Source organism: Pseudovibrio sp. POLY-S9 (genome assembly GCF_001431305.1).
Lineage (GTDB): Bacteria > Pseudomonadota > Alphaproteobacteria > Rhizobiales > Stappiaceae > Pseudovibrio.
In genome coordinates this window covers 66,874-85,197 of record NZ_LCWX01000214.1, presented here as the reverse complement: position 1 = coordinate 85,197, position 18,324 = coordinate 66,874, and the positions used below count along the sequence as shown (strand labels likewise).

At 51.6% G+C, this 18,324-nt stretch carries 21 protein-coding genes; 8 read left to right on the top strand and 13 right to left on the bottom strand.

Annotated elements, in window-relative coordinates; translation table 11 throughout:
* A partial coding sequence (locus tag PPL9_RS33545; protein ID WP_208989536.1) for a phosphatase PAP2 family protein occupies positions 1–523 on the top strand: 523 nt, incomplete at its 5' end.
* Positions 524–590: 67 nt separating this feature from the next.
* Here the strand turns inward: PPL9_RS33545 and PPL9_RS21775 are convergent.
* On the bottom strand, positions 591–1,076 hold the full coding sequence (locus tag PPL9_RS21775) for a low molecular weight protein-tyrosine-phosphatase (protein ID WP_057464687.1): 486 nt from the start codon (positions 1,074–1,076) through the stop codon (positions 591–593).
* 155 nt (positions 1,077–1,231) lie between these two features.
* Between PPL9_RS21775 and PPL9_RS21770 the strand changes: the two genes are divergently transcribed.
* The gene (locus tag PPL9_RS21770) at positions 1,232–1,525 is read left to right on the top strand and encodes a 4a-hydroxytetrahydrobiopterin dehydratase (protein WP_057464686.1); all 294 of its coding nucleotides are present in this window, start codon (positions 1,232–1,234) and stop codon (positions 1,523–1,525) included.
* Between the two features lie 21 nt (positions 1,526–1,546).
* Here the strand turns inward: PPL9_RS21770 and PPL9_RS34315 are convergent, their stop codons facing one another.
* Complete coding sequence (locus PPL9_RS34315) at positions 1,547–1,771, bottom strand: sulfurtransferase TusA family protein (protein ID WP_057464685.1); 225 nt, start codon at positions 1,769–1,771, stop codon at positions 1,547–1,549.
* A gap of 94 nt (positions 1,772–1,865) precedes the next feature.
* On the opposite strand from PPL9_RS34315, the gene PPL9_RS21760 reads away from it, so the two are divergent.
* From PPL9_RS21760 to PPL9_RS21745, 4 genes are all read left to right on the top strand, one after another.
* The gene (locus tag PPL9_RS21760) at positions 1,866–2,438 is read left to right on the top strand and encodes a DUF924 family protein (RefSeq protein ID WP_057464684.1); all 573 of its coding nucleotides are present in this window, start codon (positions 1,866–1,868) and stop codon (positions 2,436–2,438) included.
* A 365-nt stretch (positions 2,439–2,803) separates the two neighbouring features.
* Positions 2,804–3,142, top strand: coding sequence for a P-II family nitrogen regulator (locus PPL9_RS21755; RefSeq protein ID WP_057464729.1), 339 nt, complete (start codon positions 2,804–2,806; stop codon positions 3,140–3,142).
* A 17-nt stretch (positions 3,143–3,159) separates the two neighbouring features.
* Entirely contained in the window at positions 3,160–4,476 is a 1,317-nt protein-coding gene (locus PPL9_RS21750; protein ID WP_057464728.1) for an ammonium transporter, read from the top strand.
* Positions 4,477–4,840: 364 nt separating this feature from the next.
* Positions 4,841–5,206, top strand: coding sequence for a nuclear transport factor 2 family protein (locus tag PPL9_RS21745; RefSeq protein ID WP_057464727.1), 366 nt, complete (start codon positions 4,841–4,843; stop codon positions 5,204–5,206).
* Positions 5,207–5,282: 76 nt separating this feature from the next.
* Here the strand turns inward: PPL9_RS21745 and PPL9_RS21740 are convergent, their stop codons facing one another.
* From PPL9_RS21740 to PPL9_RS21690, 10 genes are all read right to left on the bottom strand, one after another.
* A complete protein-coding gene (locus PPL9_RS21740) occupies positions 5,283–5,657 on the bottom strand; it encodes a hypothetical protein (protein ID WP_208989534.1) in 375 nt (124 codons plus the stop codon).
* 138 nt (positions 5,658–5,795) lie between these two features.
* Positions 5,796–6,614: an ABC transporter permease subunit gene (locus PPL9_RS21735; protein WP_057464726.1), complete on the bottom strand. Its 819-nt coding sequence runs from the start codon at positions 6,612–6,614 to the stop codon at positions 5,796–5,798.
* Between the two features lie 224 nt (positions 6,615–6,838).
* Entirely contained in the window at positions 6,839–7,726 is an 888-nt protein-coding gene (locus PPL9_RS21725; protein WP_057464725.1) for a cation diffusion facilitator family transporter, read from the bottom strand.
* Positions 7,727–7,894: 168 nt separating this feature from the next.
* A complete protein-coding gene (locus PPL9_RS21720) occupies positions 7,895–8,638 on the bottom strand; it encodes a DUF1223 domain-containing protein (protein ID WP_057464681.1) in 744 nt (247 codons plus the stop codon).
* Positions 8,639–8,760: 122 nt separating this feature from the next.
* Complete coding sequence (locus tag PPL9_RS21715) at positions 8,761–9,354, bottom strand: DsbE family thiol:disulfide interchange protein (RefSeq protein WP_057464680.1); 594 nt, start codon at positions 9,352–9,354, stop codon at positions 8,761–8,763.
* A 5-nt stretch (positions 9,355–9,359) separates the two neighbouring features.
* Positions 9,360–9,590, bottom strand: a complete 231-nt coding sequence (gene ccmD / locus PPL9_RS21710; protein ID WP_057464679.1) for a heme exporter protein CcmD — start codon at positions 9,588–9,590, stop codon at positions 9,360–9,362.
* Positions 9,591–9,595: 5 nt separating this feature from the next.
* Positions 9,596–10,375 (bottom strand): heme ABC transporter permease, encoded by a 780-nt coding sequence (locus tag PPL9_RS21705; RefSeq protein WP_057464678.1) that lies wholly within the window; start codon positions 10,373–10,375, stop codon positions 9,596–9,598.
* Positions 10,376–10,553: 178 nt separating this feature from the next.
* Positions 10,554–11,213, bottom strand: coding sequence for a heme exporter protein CcmB (gene ccmB / locus PPL9_RS21700; protein WP_181951980.1), 660 nt, complete (start codon positions 11,211–11,213; stop codon positions 10,554–10,556).
* A gap of 11 nt (positions 11,214–11,224) precedes the next feature.
* A complete protein-coding gene (gene ccmA / locus PPL9_RS21695; protein WP_082597031.1) occupies positions 11,225–11,938 on the bottom strand; it encodes a heme ABC exporter ATP-binding protein CcmA in 714 nt (237 codons plus the stop codon).
* A 140-nt stretch (positions 11,939–12,078) separates the two neighbouring features.
* Positions 12,079–12,519 (bottom strand): cupin domain-containing protein, encoded by a 441-nt coding sequence (locus tag PPL9_RS21690; protein WP_057464676.1) that lies wholly within the window; start codon positions 12,517–12,519, stop codon positions 12,079–12,081.
* Between the two features lie 466 nt (positions 12,520–12,985).
* On the opposite strand from PPL9_RS21690, the gene acnA reads away from it, so the two are divergent.
* Both acnA and PPL9_RS32530 read left to right on the top strand, forming a co-directional pair.
* A complete protein-coding gene (gene acnA / locus PPL9_RS21685; RefSeq protein ID WP_057464675.1) occupies positions 12,986–15,661 on the top strand; it encodes an aconitate hydratase AcnA in 2,676 nt (891 codons plus the stop codon).
* A 294-nt stretch (positions 15,662–15,955) separates the two neighbouring features.
* Complete coding sequence (locus PPL9_RS32530; RefSeq protein WP_161831415.1) at positions 15,956–16,126, top strand: hypothetical protein; 171 nt, start codon at positions 15,956–15,958, stop codon at positions 16,124–16,126.
* Between the two features lie 245 nt (positions 16,127–16,371).
* Here the strand turns inward: PPL9_RS32530 and rmuC are convergent, their stop codons facing one another.
* Positions 16,372–17,985, bottom strand: a complete 1,614-nt coding sequence (rmuC, locus tag PPL9_RS21680; protein ID WP_082597034.1) for a DNA recombination protein RmuC — start codon at positions 17,983–17,985, stop codon at positions 16,372–16,374.
* Positions 17,986–18,324: the final 339 nt, after the last annotated feature.

The following is an 18,324-nucleotide window of genomic DNA, read 5'->3' as shown; positions in this document are numbered from 1 at the left end:
GATCTTCGTCGTATCCACGCTCATTCTTGGACCCGGCCTCGTTGTCAACGCGTTCTTCAAAAACCTGTGGGGCCGCCCACGCCCACGCCAAACAGAGATCTTTGGCGGAGACCTGCCATTCATCGGCGTTTGGCAACCTACTAACCACTGTGATAGTAACTGCTCGTTTGTATCCGGCGAAGGATCAGCATCCATCTGGTTGTTCGTGCTGGTCTTTATCGCCCCCAAAACCTGGCGCATTCCTCTGGCGACAGCAATTGGGGCATTGGTCTTTTTCCTTTCCGCCAACCGTGTGGCTTTCGGCGGGCACTTCTTTTCAGACACCCTGCTCTCCTGGGGCATCACCATGCTCGTAATTGTGGGTGTCTATCACTACCTATACCAGCGCACGCCAACATGGGCCCAGCCCGCTAATCTGGATACCTCCTTCACCAAAGGTGGCAACTGGCTGCGTGCCAAACTTGGCCGCGCTGCCTGCTGGTGCGCACGAAGCAGCAAAAGCTTCCTGCGCAAATTCAAATAATCAGCCCAAAAAGCAAAAAAGCTCCGCAACCAACTGCGGAGCTTTTCTTCAATATCTTGCAAAGAGCTTAAATCTCGGTCGGCTCCATCTCCTCACGGATCTCCTGAAGCAGATTGTAAGTCCCGTTGCTCACCAGATCATACACCTCATCAAAGCCCTCATTCGCTCCGTAATACGGATCCGGCACATCCTTCTGCTCATCCTGAAGCAGCAAGCGCACATTTGCTGTATGCAAATACGGCGCTTTAGACTGAATATTCGTTAGGTTGCTGGCATCCATCGCAATGATGTAATGAAACTTCTCGAAATCTTCATCAATCAGCTGGCGCGCTTCCTGTTTAGAAATATCAACGCCATGCTTTTGCGCTGTCTGGATGCTGCGGATGTCCGGCTTTTTGCCACTATGCCAGTTCGCAGTTCCAGCGGAATCCACGTAAATCTGCTCTTCCAGTCCAGCTTGTTTGACATGATGACGGAAGACACCCTCTGCCAACGGACTACGACAAATATTGCCAAGACACACAAACAGTACACGACGCTGCAACAAGACCACTGCTCCCTCCAAATCTGACTGCCCGAATATTTAACCCAGCCGAAATCTTTGCTCCAGACTTTCGCGCGGATCTACTCAAATATCCATGGATTTTGCGAGTCAGAAAAACCTACTAAATCTGAGACACCCCTTGCAACAAAACCAAAGGTGGTCTTGTGCCCGAGCTGTTAACCTCTACCGCAAAAGAATTTGCCCTAGCAGAATTACCGCATTGGACCTTGTCTGAAGATGGCAACGCGATAGAACGCACGTTCACCTTCCGGTCCTTCGCACGTGCATTTGGCTTCATGGCCAGCACTGCAATTCTGGCAGAAAAGATGAACCACCATCCTACATGGACGAACACCTACAACAAAGTGGATGTGTTACTTACCACCCATGATGCAGGTGGGCTGACCGAGTTGGATTTCAAGCTCGCCCGCAAACTGGACAGGCTGTGTGACGCTTAATCTTTTCCAGGAAGAGCGCAATCAGCATTCAATCTTGAACTGACGCACGTCACCTACCATCTTATTCTCAATCAGCACATGGCCGTCTTGCTGGCACATATGTGGAATATCGATTGCAGACATTGGATCAGTAGCTTTCACAACAAGCTGCTCGCCTTTTGCCATACGCTTAAGATGCTTGCGCGTCTTCATCACCGGTAGTGGGCAATTGAGACCTCTCAGGTCCAAAATATTTGAATCTTCCACCAATGTTTCACCAGGTACTCGAGTGTGGCACTGTGTTTGATGCTGGGCTAACGAAACTTTGCGCAACAGTAAAGTGAATATTGGGGAGTAGACCATGGCGACGATGGAACTGGACGGAAAAACAGAGACCAGCGAAGCGCTTGAGATTCTGGACTTCTGGTGGACGGCAGGCGGCCCCAAATGGTTCAACGGCGGCGAAGCGTTCGATCAGGAAATTCGTGAGAACTTTGAAGCCGACGTAGAAGCCGCCAATCGCGGAGATTACGACACCTGGACAGCGACGCCTCACGGCACTTTGGCCCTCCTTTTGCTGCTCGACCAATTCCCGCGCAACATCTACCGCGGCTCCTCAAAAGCATTTGCATCCGATCCCAAAGCTGTAAAAGTCGCTCTTGAATCATTGAACAAGGACTTCCATACCGCCTTTCCTATGGGCTATCGCATGTTCTTCTTCCTGCCATTTGAGCATTCTGAAGAGATGGACATGCAGGATTTGAGCGTAGACCTGTTCCGCGGTCTTGGCGATCAGGACACCTACCATTACGCGCTAATCCATATGGACGTGATCCGCCGGTTTGGCCGCTTTCCTCACCGCAACGAAGTGCTCGGTCGAACCTCAACACCAGAAGAAACTGAGTTTCTCGCCTCTGGTGGTTTCAGAGCATAAGCAATCTGATCAAAAATTAAACACATACCATACATGATTACAAAATAAGCAGAGTCATTTTATGGCTCTGCTTATTTTATTGACAGTCACATTCTGCGCCTCCCAACTACGTCAACGTCACAACAAGAAAATTAAATTTCAATCAAGCCGCTGAATTTTCAAGTTTATTCCAACACCTCCGTCCTCCAAAATCTACGTAAAAATCGATATTTCTCAAAACTGGCACGCTCCTTGAAAGAGAGAGGGCAAGCGTGCCGGCCGGGCATTCTGAGAACGACCAGATAACTGGCAACTTTCCCGGTCCCAAAGAGGTCTCCAGAACTCTTTACGGCGCAATCGATGAGAGAGGGGAACGGGAATCTGACATGAAAATCATTATGGCAATCATCAAGCCCTTTAAGTTGGATGAAGTGCGCGACGCACTCACCACTTTAGGCATCCAGGGGCTCACGGTAACCGAAGTCAAAGGCTATGGCCGGCAGAAGGGGCACACCGAAATCTACCGCGGCACAGAATACGCCGTCACCTTCCTCCCAAAACTGAAGGTCGAAGTCGCAGTTGCAACAGACATGGCAGACAAAGTTGTCGAAGCCATTGGCAGTGCAGCGAAGACCGGCCAGATCGGTGACGGCAAAATCTTCGTCTACTCCATTGATCAGGTCGTCCGTATTCGCACCGGCGAAGCCGACGCAGAAGCAATATAATGAAGGGGACAGAGAATATGAAACGCACCTCCACCCTTGTCGCCGCAGGCTCACTCCTGGCACTTTCCGCAGCTCCAGTTATGGCAGAAGAAAAGTACGCCTTAGCTGTCGACACCGCCTACATCTTCAACACCCTGCTCTTCCTGATTGGCGGCTTTCTGGTGATGTGGATGGCTGCAGGCTTCGCCATGCTTGAAGCTGGACTCGTCCGCACCAAAAACGTTTCAATGCAGTGCCTTAAGAACATCGCCCTGTACTCCATCGCTGGTCTGATGTTCTGGATCACCGGCTACAACCTCATGTACACTGGCGTTGATGGCGGCTTCATGGGTTCCTTTGGCCCATACTCCTTTGACCCTGTCGGCGGCGATGCTCTGGACGCAGGCTACTCGACAGCGTCCGACTGGTTCTTCCAGATGGTCTTCTGCGCAACCACAGCCTCCATCGTGTCGGGCACCATGGCAGAGCGCATCAAGCTCTGGGCTTTCCTGATCTTCGTTGTCATCCTCACAGGTGTTCTTTACCCAATCACCGGCTCCTGGCAGTGGGGTGCTGGCTGGCTCTCTGAAATAGGCTTTGCCGACTTTGCTGGTTCCACTCTCGTCCACTCCGTTGGTGGCTGGGCAGCACTGTCCGGCGCAATCATCCTCGGCGCGCGGAAAGGCAAGTACGGCAAAAACGGTCAGGTCTACGTCATGCCGGGTTCCTCTATGCCACTGGCAACTCTGGGCACCTTCATTCTGTGGCTCGGTTGGTTCGGCTTCAACGGCGCTTCCCAGCTCGCAATGGGCACCATTGGTGACGTCACAGACATCTCCCGCATCTTCGCAAACACCAACATGGCTGCTGCGGGCGGCGTAGTCTCCGCAATTGCCCTGACACAGGCCCTCTACAAGAAGGTCGATGTTACAATGGCTCTGAACGGTGCATTGGCTGGTCTTGTTTCCATTACCGCTGAACCACTGGCTCCGAGCGTACTCCAGTCCGTCATAATTGGTGGCGTTGGTGGCGCAATTGTCGTCTTCGCAGTACCAATGCTCGACAAGTTGAAGATCGATGATGTGGTTGGCGCAATCCCGGTTCACCTGCTGGCTGGCATCTGGGGAACGCTCATCGTGCCGCTGTCCAACTCTGACGCGTCTTACGTTACCCAATTCATCGGCGTTGCAGCCGTCGGCATCTTCACCTTCGTGGCCTCCACCATTGTCTGGTATGCAATCCAGTTGGTGGTCGGCCTGCGTGTCACAGAAGAAGACGAAGCCATGGGCCTCGACAAAGCTGAAATTGGTGTAGAAGCCTATCCAGAATTCGGAACCGGCTCCCAGCGCCTCTGAGTTCGCACCAATTCTGGGAGGATCAAAACACTCTCCCAGAACTAAAAGATGAAATCACAAAGCCCGGCAACCACCGCCGGGCTTTTTCTATAGCAGCATTTGCCAGCCTATCATTTTCTCTCAATAGATAGCTCTGTGTTCAAACGCTAAATACTACAAAATCAAAGCAACCCAAAAGCTTAGGAATGTTGATACCCCAGCTTACTAGTCGGTTCAAATCCGCCTACCACATTTGAAAGACGGACTTCACCTTTCATAGGTGGTACTTTCAGGAATGCCATATACGTCCATTTCTAATCAAGATTCGCTCTTCATCCTACGTCCAAACAAAGAGGCGCAAGCGCCCGAGCTTTGGAGTCCAATGATGAACAGTGAGTTGGAAGCAGCAGTTAAAGAGGCCAGCCAGAAGTGGCAGAACGCGTTCAATGCGGGTGATGCTCAAGCTTGTGCCAACTGCTATGAGGCAAACGCTGTTATGGAGGCCAAACCCTTTGGCACCTATCACGGACGAGCCGAAATTCTCGAGTTCTGGCAAATGCTCATTCGGGAAGGCTTCTCAAAAATCGAGTACATCAACCCCAAAATCGTCGCATCAGGCGAAAGCTCCGCAATCCTTTCTTCTGACTGGAAGATGAACAAAGCCCACGGCAACATCTCCAAAGAACTCTGGGTTCTGCAATCAGACGGTACCGCGCTGCTGCGAGAAGACTACTTCAGCGCCGCATCTTGAGATCACGAGGCAGATCACAAAAAAGCCCGGCACATGGCCGGACTTGGTCGCATCGCTCGAAAGCTGAGGCACTTGCTCAGCAGTCGCGATAGTAAAAGTAGTCCAGACGATCTGCGATATCATCCAGAGCAAAGGAGTAGCCGCTCCAGTCCTCATCGATCCATGCATCTTCCAACCGGTCAACCGCGCGGTCCAGTTTACCATCACCCTCCAGCTCGCTCAGCAAGCGACCCACATCAATCAGTTGACCCAGAACACCATCAGCACTTGAGCCAGCACGAACGCTACCTTCAAAGAAGACTTCATCGGAAATATCATCGATGTCTGAAATAGTCGCATTCAGATCTGAGCAGCTCAACTCACCCCATGCATAAGCAGGGCTTTGAGAGACCAACCCGACAAAACCGATTGAAGCAGCAACAGCAAGTGCTTTGAAACCACGCATTATCATTCCGAGACCTTCTTCCGTGAGACGCATCTGGAGCAAAGCTCACAAGATACCTGTAACCCACATAGAAGTAGCAAGGTCGCAAAGCAGCGCTGTCTCAAAGAAGACAGAAATTATGGTCTCTTTGAGATTTCTCTGTGATCATTGACGCCCATCAGTCAGCCCTTTCACAAAGGCTTTCTGACAGAACACCACAAGCAGGATCGGTGGCAACATGGCCAGCACAGCAAGCGCCAAACCTTGCGGGCTTGTGCGCCCGACCAAGCTAAGTCCCTGCACCAATGTCATTCTGGTCTCCTCACTGGAAACCATCACAGGCCACAGATACTGGTTCCATCCCTGCACAAACATCAGCAGACCGAGCGCTGCAATCATCGGTGCAGATGCAGGCACCAGAACGTCTTTCAAAAACTTGATCGGCCCTGCCCCATCAATCCGCGCAGCCTCAGAAAGCTCAGTCGGCACTCCCAGAAAAAACTGGCGGAAGAAGAATGTCCCAACCGCAGAAGCCAACAGCGGCAACATCAAGCCCGGATAGGAGTTCACGAGCCCAAGCTTGCTGGTCACAGCATATGTCGGCAGAAACCGGGATTCCAAAGGCAGCAGCAAACTGCAAAGGATCACCCAGAAAAAGAACGTCCCAAAGCGCACCCGAAAAAACACCAGCGCATACGCTGCCAACAGAGAAACAGCCACTTTTGCCAGTGCAAACCCTGCGGCCAGATAGAGCGAGTTCAACGCCATGGTTATGCCAGTGACACCGCCAGTAAACCCACGCCCTTCAAACAGCGCCCGGCTATACACCTCCACCCCATAAGGCCCCGGCAGAAACTGGAGGCCATCCTGACCAAGCGTAGCGCCAGAGTGCGTTGAAGAAAAAACGATCACGATCACCGGCCCGACGATCAAAAACACGCCGATAAGCAGAATAAGGTGATCAAAGAAATGTTTGCGGGGCATATTCATCTCAGAAACGAAGCGCAGTCCCCCACCACGAAGCATGGTTTTCGAAGACAAAGACGCAATCAACAATACTGAAAGCAGTAGGAGTGGCCCCGTTTCCGGGCAAACTGCTTTAAAGGATCGTTCCAGAGAGAAGGCAAAAGGCAGCCAGACCAACAGAACGCAGCAACAACGGAAACACCGTAGAACTACGCAGTCCAGGTTTCAAGCTCTCTAAGTGCCTATAAAACCACAATTCCTGAATGCTTGGCATGATTTTCCGGCTCAACATGGATGGTCACACGTGCGCCCGGCATCTTTTCTGCGATGCCTTCCTCAATACGATCACAAATCGCATGGGCATCCAGAACGCTCATCTCACCTGGTACAACCAGATGAAAATCAACAAACGTCACATGTCCAGCATGTCGGGTCCGCAAGTCATGAGCCTCCAGCGCACCATCTCCAAACTTGGAGATCAACGCCCGGATTTCCTCCTGCTCCTCTTCGGGAGCCGCCTCATCCATCAGGCCACCAACAGATTCACGCACCAGCTTCCAACCGGACCACATGATGTTAACCGCAACAATCCCCGCAAGGATCGGATCAAACATCTGCCAGCCTGTTGCCCACACAGCAGCGATACCAACAAACACACCGAGAGATGTATAAACATCCGTCATGATATGCCGGGCATCCGCTTGCAGCGCAGGTGAGCGATGTGCTCGACCGATGCGCATCAAGGCCATTGCCCAGAACAGGTTGATAACGGAAGACAGGAAGTTCAGCGCGATACCCTGAAAATTGACCTCAAGCTCATAAGGCTCAGTCAAACCCATATAGGCTTTGCGCAGGATTAGGATCGCCGCCAGAACAATCAGAACACCCTCAAGAACAGCAGCAAAATACTCTGCCTTGTAGTGCCCATAGGGATGGTTCTGATCAGCAGGTTTGCGCGCCAGATACAAAGCACCAGCAGCAGCAGAAGCACTCGCAATATTGATGGAGGTTTCAAGAGCGTCGGAATAGAACGCAATGGAGCCAGTCAACGCAAAGGCAAAGTATTTAAGAGTAAATACCAGTATGCCAATGACGATGCTGCCCAGCGCAAAGCGCATGCTCTGGTCCATGTGCCACATCCACCCTAATTCAAACTCGACGACTGCTTAGAAAGTTATCGTCCTCTATCAGGTTTCAGTGGCATATTAAACAATGGAACAGGGTCAAACAGCCAGTTTTTATGCTTATTTGCACTCAATGTTTGCAAATGAAAATCACTCGCAATTTATCGGCCAATTCTACTTGTCGTAAAAAGCTGCACCAATGATTTCGCCTGGCATCTCACCGGAGTTTGTCTGAACCAAAACAGCCCAGTTCTTGGAATCGAACATCTTCAAAGCGGTCCGTGGCAAACGGAACACTTCAGCAGTACCAGACCACATGCCAATCGGCATGATGCTGCGCACCACGTTCTTATAAGTCTGCGTTGTGCCAGCGTTTTCACCGCGCTGAATCTCTACAACTGCTTCTTTGTCAATTCCAAGAAGATAAACGTCAGCCTTCTTATCTGGCTGTTTCAAGGAACCAGAGAGCTGAACTTCAAGCGCGTTGTCATCAAGCATCGCTTCAACCTGAACGCTCATGCCAGAGGATTTGCGGATCGCATTCTTCACAGAACCACGATCACTGCCGACCATATGCCCACGGCCATTCACAACAACCTGAGGCGTATAGATCTGCGCATCACCACGGCTCTTGGCATAATCCTTCTGGCGCTGAGTGAACACGGGAGAACCCAAAGTGTCCTTCCAGCCAAAGTAATCCCAATAATCTACGTGGTAAGAGAGGGTGACCACATCCTTCTGGTCTGAGACAAGCTCCTCCAGAAACTGGTCCGCAGGTGGACATGACGAGCAGCCCTGGCTGGTAAACAGCTCAACCACAGCCTTTGGTGTTTCCGCCTGAGCTGAGAGAGAGGTCGCAAAACCAATTCCCGCTGCGAGAATAACACCCGTCAATCTATTTACAGAAAACCACCGCATTTCGGCCCTTCGCAATTGTTCAAGTCATCGCTGATGCAGCGCTAACCTAAACAATAACCAGATAACTGTAGAATCACATCACAGTGAGCCCCTGAAAACCGAAGGCATCAGGGGCACTGCTTCTATTTGGACTCAGTCAGCACTTTTTCAAGCTCTGGTAAGAAGACATCTCGATAGCTGGCGGCACTCAATGGACCGATAAACTTATAGCGGATCTGAGCCTTCTCATCGACGATGAACGTCTCAGGAACCCCGTAAACGCCCCATTCAATGCCAGCCCGGCCAGTGTCAAAACCAACGCGATCATAAGGATTGCCCAGCTCAGCAAGGAACCGGTTCGCCTTAACGTCAGTGTCCTTGTAGTTCAGACCAGCAATCTCAAAACGATCATCCTTGGCAAGATCCATCAAGTATTTGTGTTCTGCACGGCAAGGCGCACACCAGGATGCAAAGATGTTCACCACAGTCACCTGACCAAGCAGATCACTGCGTTGGAACCCGGGAACCTGCTGCCCATCACGCTCCAGCCCCTTAACAGGAGGAAGCGCAAACTCAGGTGCCGGCTTATTAATCAAGGCAGATGGCAGTTCTTTAGAGTCATGGCCTGAAAGCATCATGAAACCCATCAGAACCGCAAGAGCACCAAAAACAATCAGCGGAAGAAGAAACAGCGGAGAAATGCCTGATTTCTTTTCCTCGTCCATTTCACTAGCCATTCCTGTTAGCTCTCACTCTTTTCATCAGAACCTGCAGAGACCACCTGGCTGACAGAAGGACCAGCACGGCGTGTGGAACGACGACGAATGCCGCTTGCTTCCAACGCCTGCATCTCTTTGTCCAGCTGAGTTTTGTCTGAGCGCACCCAGACAATCAGCACAGCAATAACAAGTGCAGCCATCGCATAAGCAGCAATCACATATTCAGCGTGACGACCAAACTCTGAAAAATCCATTGTCCTTACCTCGCACCAGCAGGAGCTGCTTTCGTGACCGTGCTGCTGGACGCAGCCGGAGCAACGGATGCTGCACGCATCCGCATTGCTCTGATCCGACGGCGCATAATCTCGTTACGCATGCTCATCAGATGCAAAGTCACAAACAAAAGCACAAAAGCCAAAGCCATCAAACCAAGCGGGATAAGGATGGAAGAGTGAATGGCAGGGCCATCAGCACGAATAATGCTCGGCGGTTGATGCAGTGTGTTCCACCACTCAACGGAAAACTTGATGATGATGACGTTGATCACGCCAACCAACGTGATAATCGCATTTACTTTTGCAGCCTTGATAGGATCTTCAATCGCCTTCCACAGCGCGATAATGCCAAGATACATAATCAGCAGCACAAGGAAGGAGGTCAATCTTGCGTCCCAGACCCAAAAGGTGCCCCACATTGGCTTGCCCCAGACAGCGCCGGAAAACAGAGCCAGGAATGTGAATGCAGCACCAATAGGTGCAGACGCCTTAGCCGAAACATCAGCCAGCGGATGCTTCCAGACCAGAGAACCAATCGAAGAAAGTGCCATCATTGCATAACACATCAATGCAAGCTGGGCAGCAGGGACATGCACAAACATAATGCGCACTGTCTGACCTTGCTGATAATCTTCAGGCGCAACAAAAAACGCGAAGTACAAGCCAACTGCAAGCGCAGCGACCGTCGCAACGATAAGCCAGGGAAGCACCGCTTTCACAAGCTTCAGGAACCGGGTTGGGTTTGCAAGATCGTATAAGGTCATAGAGCCGTTCTAAACTGAGAATGACGAAGCATCAATGTGTACATAGTGTCACGGACCCATCACAGTCATTGATTACGCGCAATTTGACGCTTCACTTCTTCGGGATTTCACCCATTTTAGACGATTTTACATAGACTTAACGCTTCTGGCAATTTCAGCAGCCTCACGGCTGCCGTCATCAGTCACCAGAAACGCGAAGCGCTGCAGCTGCTGCGAGAGGTCCAACAACAAGACCAAAAAGTGTCAGAGCACACAAAAACAGGAACGGAACGAGGAAGTTATTGGAGTCGATCGCTCCCGCTGTCGCGGCACTCACACCAAAGATCAGGATTGGAATTGCCAACGGAATAACCAGAATGGAGAGCAACACCCCACCCCGCCGCATGGACACGGTAACACCAGCGCCAACCGCACCAACAAGCGTCAATGCGGGAGCGCCAACAAGCAAGGTCAGGGTCACCAGAACGATACTCTGGAAATCCAGACCCACAAACAGAGACAAAACCGGCGTCGCCAACACCAGCGGCAGACCCGTCGCCGCCCAATGGGCAGCACATTTAATCAACACAACCAGCTCAAGCGAACGCCCGGACATCACCAGAAGTTCGAGACTTCCATCCTCGCGATCAGCCTGAAACAGGCGATCCAATCCCAGCAAAGTCGACAGCAATGCGCCAATCCAAAGGATCGCAGCGCCAATGCGAGACAGCAGGATCATGTCCGGCCCAACACCGAATGGAAAGATCGTCACCACAGCCAGAAAGAACAGAACACCGATCAGCGCACCACCACCAACGCGGTTCGCCAGTTGGTATTCACGGACAAAAAGACTCTTCATCCAACTCATGATCAGCCCTCGTCCTGCTCGTCTTCGTCGAAATAATCGTCCAGATCCGCTCCGGCAAACATATGCTCACTCTCGGTCGTCACAGGCGACAGATTGAGGAACTTGGTGTTTGGCAGGTTGAGCGGCAGGTGCGTTGCAGCAATCACAAGGCCACCAGCGTGGATGTGATCGGCAATCAACCCCAGCAACACTTCTTCAGAGGCTTTATCAAGCGCGGATGTCGGCTCATCAAGCAACCAGATTGGACGCGGCACCACCAGCAAGCGCGCCACCGAAAGGCGTCGGCGCTGACCAGCACTCAAGTATCCTGCAGGCAAACTGGCAGTATGCGCGATACCAAGAGTATCCAGCGCTTCCAGCTCGCTCATGCTCTCACGCACTTTGCCGCCACCAAAAGCAGCAGGCTCAAAGAAATCGCGCCAGAAACTCAGGTTTTCAAGGACGGATTGCAACGGCTTTAATGCATCAAGGTGCCCGAAATAGTGCGAATGCTCGGCAACGGAGCGCTCGGGCATGCCACCTTCCAGCTCAATCGTGCCGTTCGCTTTCGCAACCAGTCCTGCAATCACGCGCAGCAGACTGGATTTACCGACACCATTGGGACCCTGGACAATCAGAGCTTCGCTTGAACCAACTTCAAAGTCGACATGGTTCAAAACTCTGCGGCCACCGCGATCACATGCAACACCCTGACAGACTAACTTCAATTGGTTCATCGCGCCCGAAACCACCACAGCAGCTCACACTGCTTACCAAACTGACGGCGTATCCCGAAAGTGGATCCGATTTCCGGATAAGATACGCTCCAACAAAGAATTAAAGCAGTTTGCATGATCCCGTCTTTGCGCAAACCACTTTATTCAGGAGGCCGTATTACATTCGGCAAATCCTTCGCTCCCATAAACACAGCTAGGATTCGCGTTGGCTCTGTTCCGGTATTCTTACCGTAGTGCCAGGTATTGACGGCCTCAATAAACGCCTCCCCCTTTTTAAAGGTCAGAGGAGCCTCTTTCTCATAGGTGATCGTCAGCTCACCATCAAGTATATATCCGTAAAGAGGAATGGGATGCATGTGCTCTTTAACAGCCTCTCCCGGTGCCAGCGTAATGATGAGGGACGTCACCTGAGCCTGCCGACCAGTCGGATAGAACAAAGGCTGCTTTGTAATCGTCGTCTCGCTCTTATGCAGCAAAACCTCGGTGTTCGAGTAAGCCTCTCCATTCTCCTCGGCCAGGGCGCTGATGACATATCCGCCCAACACCAGACAACAAGCACCAACCAAAACTGCAGATTTCATGGGAAACGCCTTTCTGTTGTTTTCAGCTATTCTCTGCGCACTTTTTCGCCACTTCCGGCGATTATTCTTAGGTGAACCAGAAGCATCCTACCGATAATCCCCTTCCGAGCCTTTAAAGCCACAAAGGACCAAATCACAGGCTAGACACATTGTATACCGTTGTATATAATGTGATTGATACAAACCCAAACCCGCTTGATCGAGCGCCCCGTTCCGGCCTAATCTCACCCTAGGTAAATTATTAGCCTTCCGCTGCGGTTCAGCTGGAACCTGCGTCAGAAAGACGCTATAGGGACGACAACTATAAGCTGATTGAATTTCAAGAAGCGCTTTTAATGCATTTGTTAAATGATCAAGCCAACGCCATGACGGCGAACCGCCAAACTCCGGGAGATATCGGAGAGGTTCGCCAGCTCAAAGCTCCGTTTCCTGTTCACAGCGGGAAACGAAATAAGGAGATCGCCGAATGACACAATCTCTAGACAGTTTTAAAGCCAAACAAACGCTGCAAGTCGGCGGCAAGTCTTATACTTATTTTTCCATTCCCGAAGCAGAAAAGAACGGCCTTAAGGGCGTCTCCCAGCTGCCTTTCTCTCTGAAGGTGGTTTTAGAGAACCTTCTGCGTTTTGAAGATGGCCGCACCGTCACCGCGGACGACATTCGCGCCGTCGCCGAATGGCTCACCACCCGCACCTCCACCCACGAAATCGCCTACCGCCCTGCCCGCGTGCTCATGCAGGACTTCACCGGCGTGCCAGCCGTTGTTGACCTTGCCGCCATGCGCGATGCTGCCGTCAGCCTCGGCGGTGACCCGAAAAAGGTGAACCCGCTGGTTCCCGTTGATCTTGTCATCGACCACTCCGTCATGGTGGACTACTTCGGCACCACCTCTGCCTTCGCGCTCAATGTGGAACGCGAATACGAGCGCAACAACGAGCGCTATGAGTTCCTGCGCTGGGGTCAGTCTGCGTTTGATAACTTCCGCGCTGTTCCTCCAGGCACCGGCATCTGCCACCAGGTCAACCTTGAGTACCTCGCCCAGACCGTCTGGACGAAAGAAGAAAACGGCGAAACCGTCGCTTACCCGGACACCCTCGTCGGCACCGATTCCCACACCACCATGGTCAACGGCCTTGCGGTCCTCGGCTGGGGCGTGGGCGGCATTGAGGCCGAAGCGGCCATGCTCGGCCAGCCGATCTCCATGCTGATCCCGGAAGTCGTCGGCTTCAAACTCACCGGAGAAATGGCAGAAGGCATCACCGCGACCGACCTCGTGCTCACCGTGGTTGAAATGCTGCGCAAGAAGGGCGTTGTCGGCAAGTTTGTAGAGTTCTACGGCCCCGGCCTCGACAACCTCTCGCTGGAAGACGCCGCCACCATTGCCAACATGGCACCGGAATACGGCGCCACCTGTGGCTTCTTCCCGGTAGACAGCGACACCCTCAAATACCTCAAGTCCACGGGCCGCGACGCCCACCGTATCGCGCTGGTGGAGGAATACGCCAAGGTGCAGGGCATGTACCGCGACACCCACGCGGAGCCAACCTTCACCGATACGCTTGAGCTGGACATCTCCACCGTTGTGCCATCCATCGCCGGACCAAAGCGCCCGCAGGATCGTATCTCCCTCGCTGACGCCTCAGAAGGTTTTGCCAAAACCATGGCGGAGGAATTCAAGAAGGCAGGCGAAGAGTTCAAACGCGCACCGGTGGAAGGCCGCGACCATGACCTTGGCAATGGCGACGTCGTCATCGCTGCGATCACAAGCTGCACCAACACCTCCAACCCGTCCGTTCTCATCGGCGCTGGTCTGGTGGCCCGCAAAGCCCGCGCCAAGGGCCTCAAGGTTAAGCCATGGGTGAAAACCTCACTAGCGCCCGGCTCTCAGGTGGTGACGGATTATCTGGAAAAAGCTGGCGTTCAGGAAGACCTCGACGCCCTCGGCTTCAACCTCACCGGCTACGGCTGCACCACCTGTATTGGTAACTCAGGCCCGCTGCCGCCGGAAATCTCCAAGTCCGTCAACGACAACGACCTCGTGGCGTGCTCCGTGCTGTCGGGCAACCGCAACTTCGAAGGCCGCGTCAATCCGGATGTACGCGCCAACTATTTGGCCTCTCCGCCACTGGTTGTCGCCTACGCCATCGCTGGCTCGCTCAACATCAACGTGGCCAAAGACCCGCTCGGCAAAGATCAGGACGGCAACCCCGTCTACCTGAAGGATCTATGGCCAACCACGGAAGAGATCACCGACCTCATCCGCTCCTCCATCACGGAAGAGATGTTTGAAGAGCGTTACGGCGATGTGTTCAAGGGCGACGAGCACTGGCAGAACATCAAGGTGGAAGGCGGCATGACCTACGGCTGGCCACCAGCATCCACCTACGTGCAAAACCCGCCTTACTTTGAAGGCATGACCATGGAGCCAGCACCCCTCACCGATATTGAGGGCGCGGCAGTCATGGGTCTGTTCCTGGATTCCATCACCACCGACCACATCTCCCCAGCTGGGGCGATCAAGGCAGACAGCCCGGCAGGTCAGTACCTTGAATCCCATCAGATCGCGCCAAAAGACTTCAACTCCTACGGCTCCCGCCGTGGCAACCACGAAGTCATGATGCGCGGCACTTTCGGCAACATCCGCATCAAAAACCAGATGGTGCCGGGTGTGGAAGGTGGCTACACCACAAAGGACGGCAAGCAGCGTTGGATCTACGACGCCTGCATGGAATACAAGGCCGCTGGCACCCCGCTTGTGGTGTTTGCTGGCAAGGAATACGGCACGGGCTCCTCCCGCGACTGGGCGGCAAAAGGCACCAAACTGCTAGGCGTGCGCGCTGTCATCGCTCAATCCTTCGAGCGTATCCACCGCTCCAACCTCGTCGGCATGGGCGTCCTGCCCTTCACGTTTAAAGAGGGCGAGAGCTGGCAGTCCCACGGCATCGATGGCACTGAGCGCGTAACCATCCTCGGCGTAGCAGACCTCAAACCCCGCCAGATGGTCGACATTCAGGTCGAATTCGCAGACGGCACTAAGAAAACCATCGAAGCCCTCTGCCGCATCGATACCGAAGACGAACTAGAATACATCAAAGCCGGCGGCATCCTCCACTACGTCCTGAGAAACTTAGTCTCCGGCTAAAACTGCCAGACACACCACAAACACAAAAACGGGCCCTCCAAGGCCCGTTTTTCATTGGCGGCCCTACCTTCTGAGCCACCACCTCCACCGATGTCATCCCACACAAGCAATCCCCTCCGACGTCATCCCGCACAAGCGCAGCGCGATGCGGAACCCAGAGCCACACACTCAAACCTTAACCACCCCCCGCGCTGGATCCCGCATCAAGTGCGGGAAGACGGCGGGAGGCTACACAAAGTCAATTTTCCCGCATAAGATGCATCTCATAAAAATTACATTCATTTGGAAGTCACTTTGACAGCAACATCCATTTTCCTCCGCCTCAGCATCCTTCTGCTCATTGGCGCTGTTTTCCTCTATCTCGGTTATTTTCGCAGATCAAAAGCGCTGAAAGACGGGAGTTTCACTGAAAGCAACAACTGGGCAAACTTTAGCGACCGGCACGAAGGCTCCTCGGAACCATAACGCCAGAACACAAACAACTTTCCACCGCTACCCTAAACAAAGAGCAGCTCCCCCCGTCATCCCGCACAAGCACAGCGCGATGCGGGACCCAGAGCCACGCGCTCAAACCTTAGCCACAACCCTACTGGAACGCACCGAAGCCGCCGATGTACTCTACAACGTACTAAAGCATCACTCAGATATGAAAACGGGTCCTTCGAGGACCCGCTTCTTGCACATAGCCTCACGAAGCAATGAATTTTGCTTCAAACTGGATCTAATGCACCTTCTTTTATTGCTGCCTGAATACCTAGAACCTCTTCTGAGCTAGTTTCAGGCAGAGCTTCAACCGTTCTCAAATTACGATCTAAAGCTCTGGTCCTCACCTCTACATTCTCAAACTCTTTTCCTGCTGCATCGATCTTTTTCCGAACACTAGCAAGGGTTTTCCCAAATTTTCCAAATTCAGTCTTTACTGCGGCCAGTACCTGCCAAACTTCACTGGATCTTTTTTGAACAGCAAGAGTACGAAAACCCATTTGCAGGCTACTGAGAAGTGCTGCAAATGTCGTTGGGCCAGTTACTATAACTCGGAGTTCTCTTTGAAGTTTATCAGCAAGCCCTGGACGGCGAAGAACTTCAGCAAAAAGTCCTTCCGTTGGCAGATACATAATCGCAAAATCGGTAGTACTTGGCGGATTTATATATTTTGTACTGATTGTTTTTGCGAAACTAACAATGCTTCGCTCCAGTTCTGCTGCTGCTTTCTCTTCAGGCCCTTTATCACCAATTTCGGCGGCATCGCGCAGTCGCTCATAAGCTTCGACCGGAAACTTTGAATCTATCGGTAGCAATACCGACGCTTCATCTTCATCTTTCCCCGGCAACTGTATTGCAAACTCTACTCGTTCAAGAGAGTTTTTCTTAACTTCAGCATTTTCTATATATTGATCAGCAGTCAACATATCAGCAAGCAAGCTCGCTAGCTGTGCTTCTCCCCATGTACCGCGAGTTTTAACATTTGTGAGTGTTCTTTTCAGGTCTCCGACATTCCCAGCAAGCGTTTGCATCTCGCCTAGCCCTTTATGAACTTGCTCAAGGCGGTCGCTTACTTGCTTGAACGATTCTCCGAGACGCTTTTCAAGAGTAGACTGTAGCTTCTCATCTACAGTCTTCCGCATTTCATCAAGCTTCTTCGCATTTTCATCACTGAGATCTTTGAGCTTCGAGTCAAGTTTGCTTCTCAACGCTTCTTGTTGTTCATTTAGCGATTTAGTGAGTTTCTCTTGTCCTAAATCATGCCGTTTTTGTCCCTCACTCAATGTTTTAGTAAAGAGTTCAAACTGCTCCTTCTGCACACTTGTGAGTTCACCAATCCTTTCACTATTCCGTTTTGAAAGCGATTGGATTTGAGATTCAAGATCTGTTCTCAGATCTTTGATCTTTTCATCTAATTTTTGCTTCAACGCATCTTGTTGTTCGCTGAGTGTCTTGGCCAATTGAGTTTGTACTTTTGTAGATTTATCTAACTGATCATTCAGAGTATTACCAAACAGCTTGAACTGATCTCTATTTGAATCAGAAAGTTTATTTATACTTTCTACAACCTCCTTCCGAAGAGTGGATGCACTATTGCCAGATTCCTCACGTTGCTTACTAAGATGAGAATTGATTGATTCATTATTTGAGCTGATAAGTTCTTTTAGGATATCAATTTTATTTGAAATATCACTATTAGAAGATCTAACATGAGAGAGATCTTCTGCAATTTTAACCTCATCATTACTCTCGCCAATCTTTCGAATCTTGAGCAATACAATCAATATCAAAAGACACGAAATACCCGATACAATCACACTAACTTCAGCAAAATTTTCCATCATAATCACCAACTAGAAGTTGAACACTATGATAATGAGCTTATTTTAATCAAAGTTTCAATGAACAATGCACATCTCTAGGTTTTATTTCTCTCCCCCACCATCCACACCCTCGTCAAAACCGACAATTTGACAACCTCAGGTTTTCATTCCACATTCATACATGAGGCCTAGAAACCTCCTCTAAGACAGCGGTAACCGCTCCCGTTAACTGGCGGATTTTTTGTGCCTGCTTTATAGGTAGCGCGCAAACCCTTTGCTATGAGCGGGAGGGCGGTGAATACAATACCTTCTTCGGAGGGGAATAAACTCGCCTGTCTGTCTTACAGGTTTCTAGCC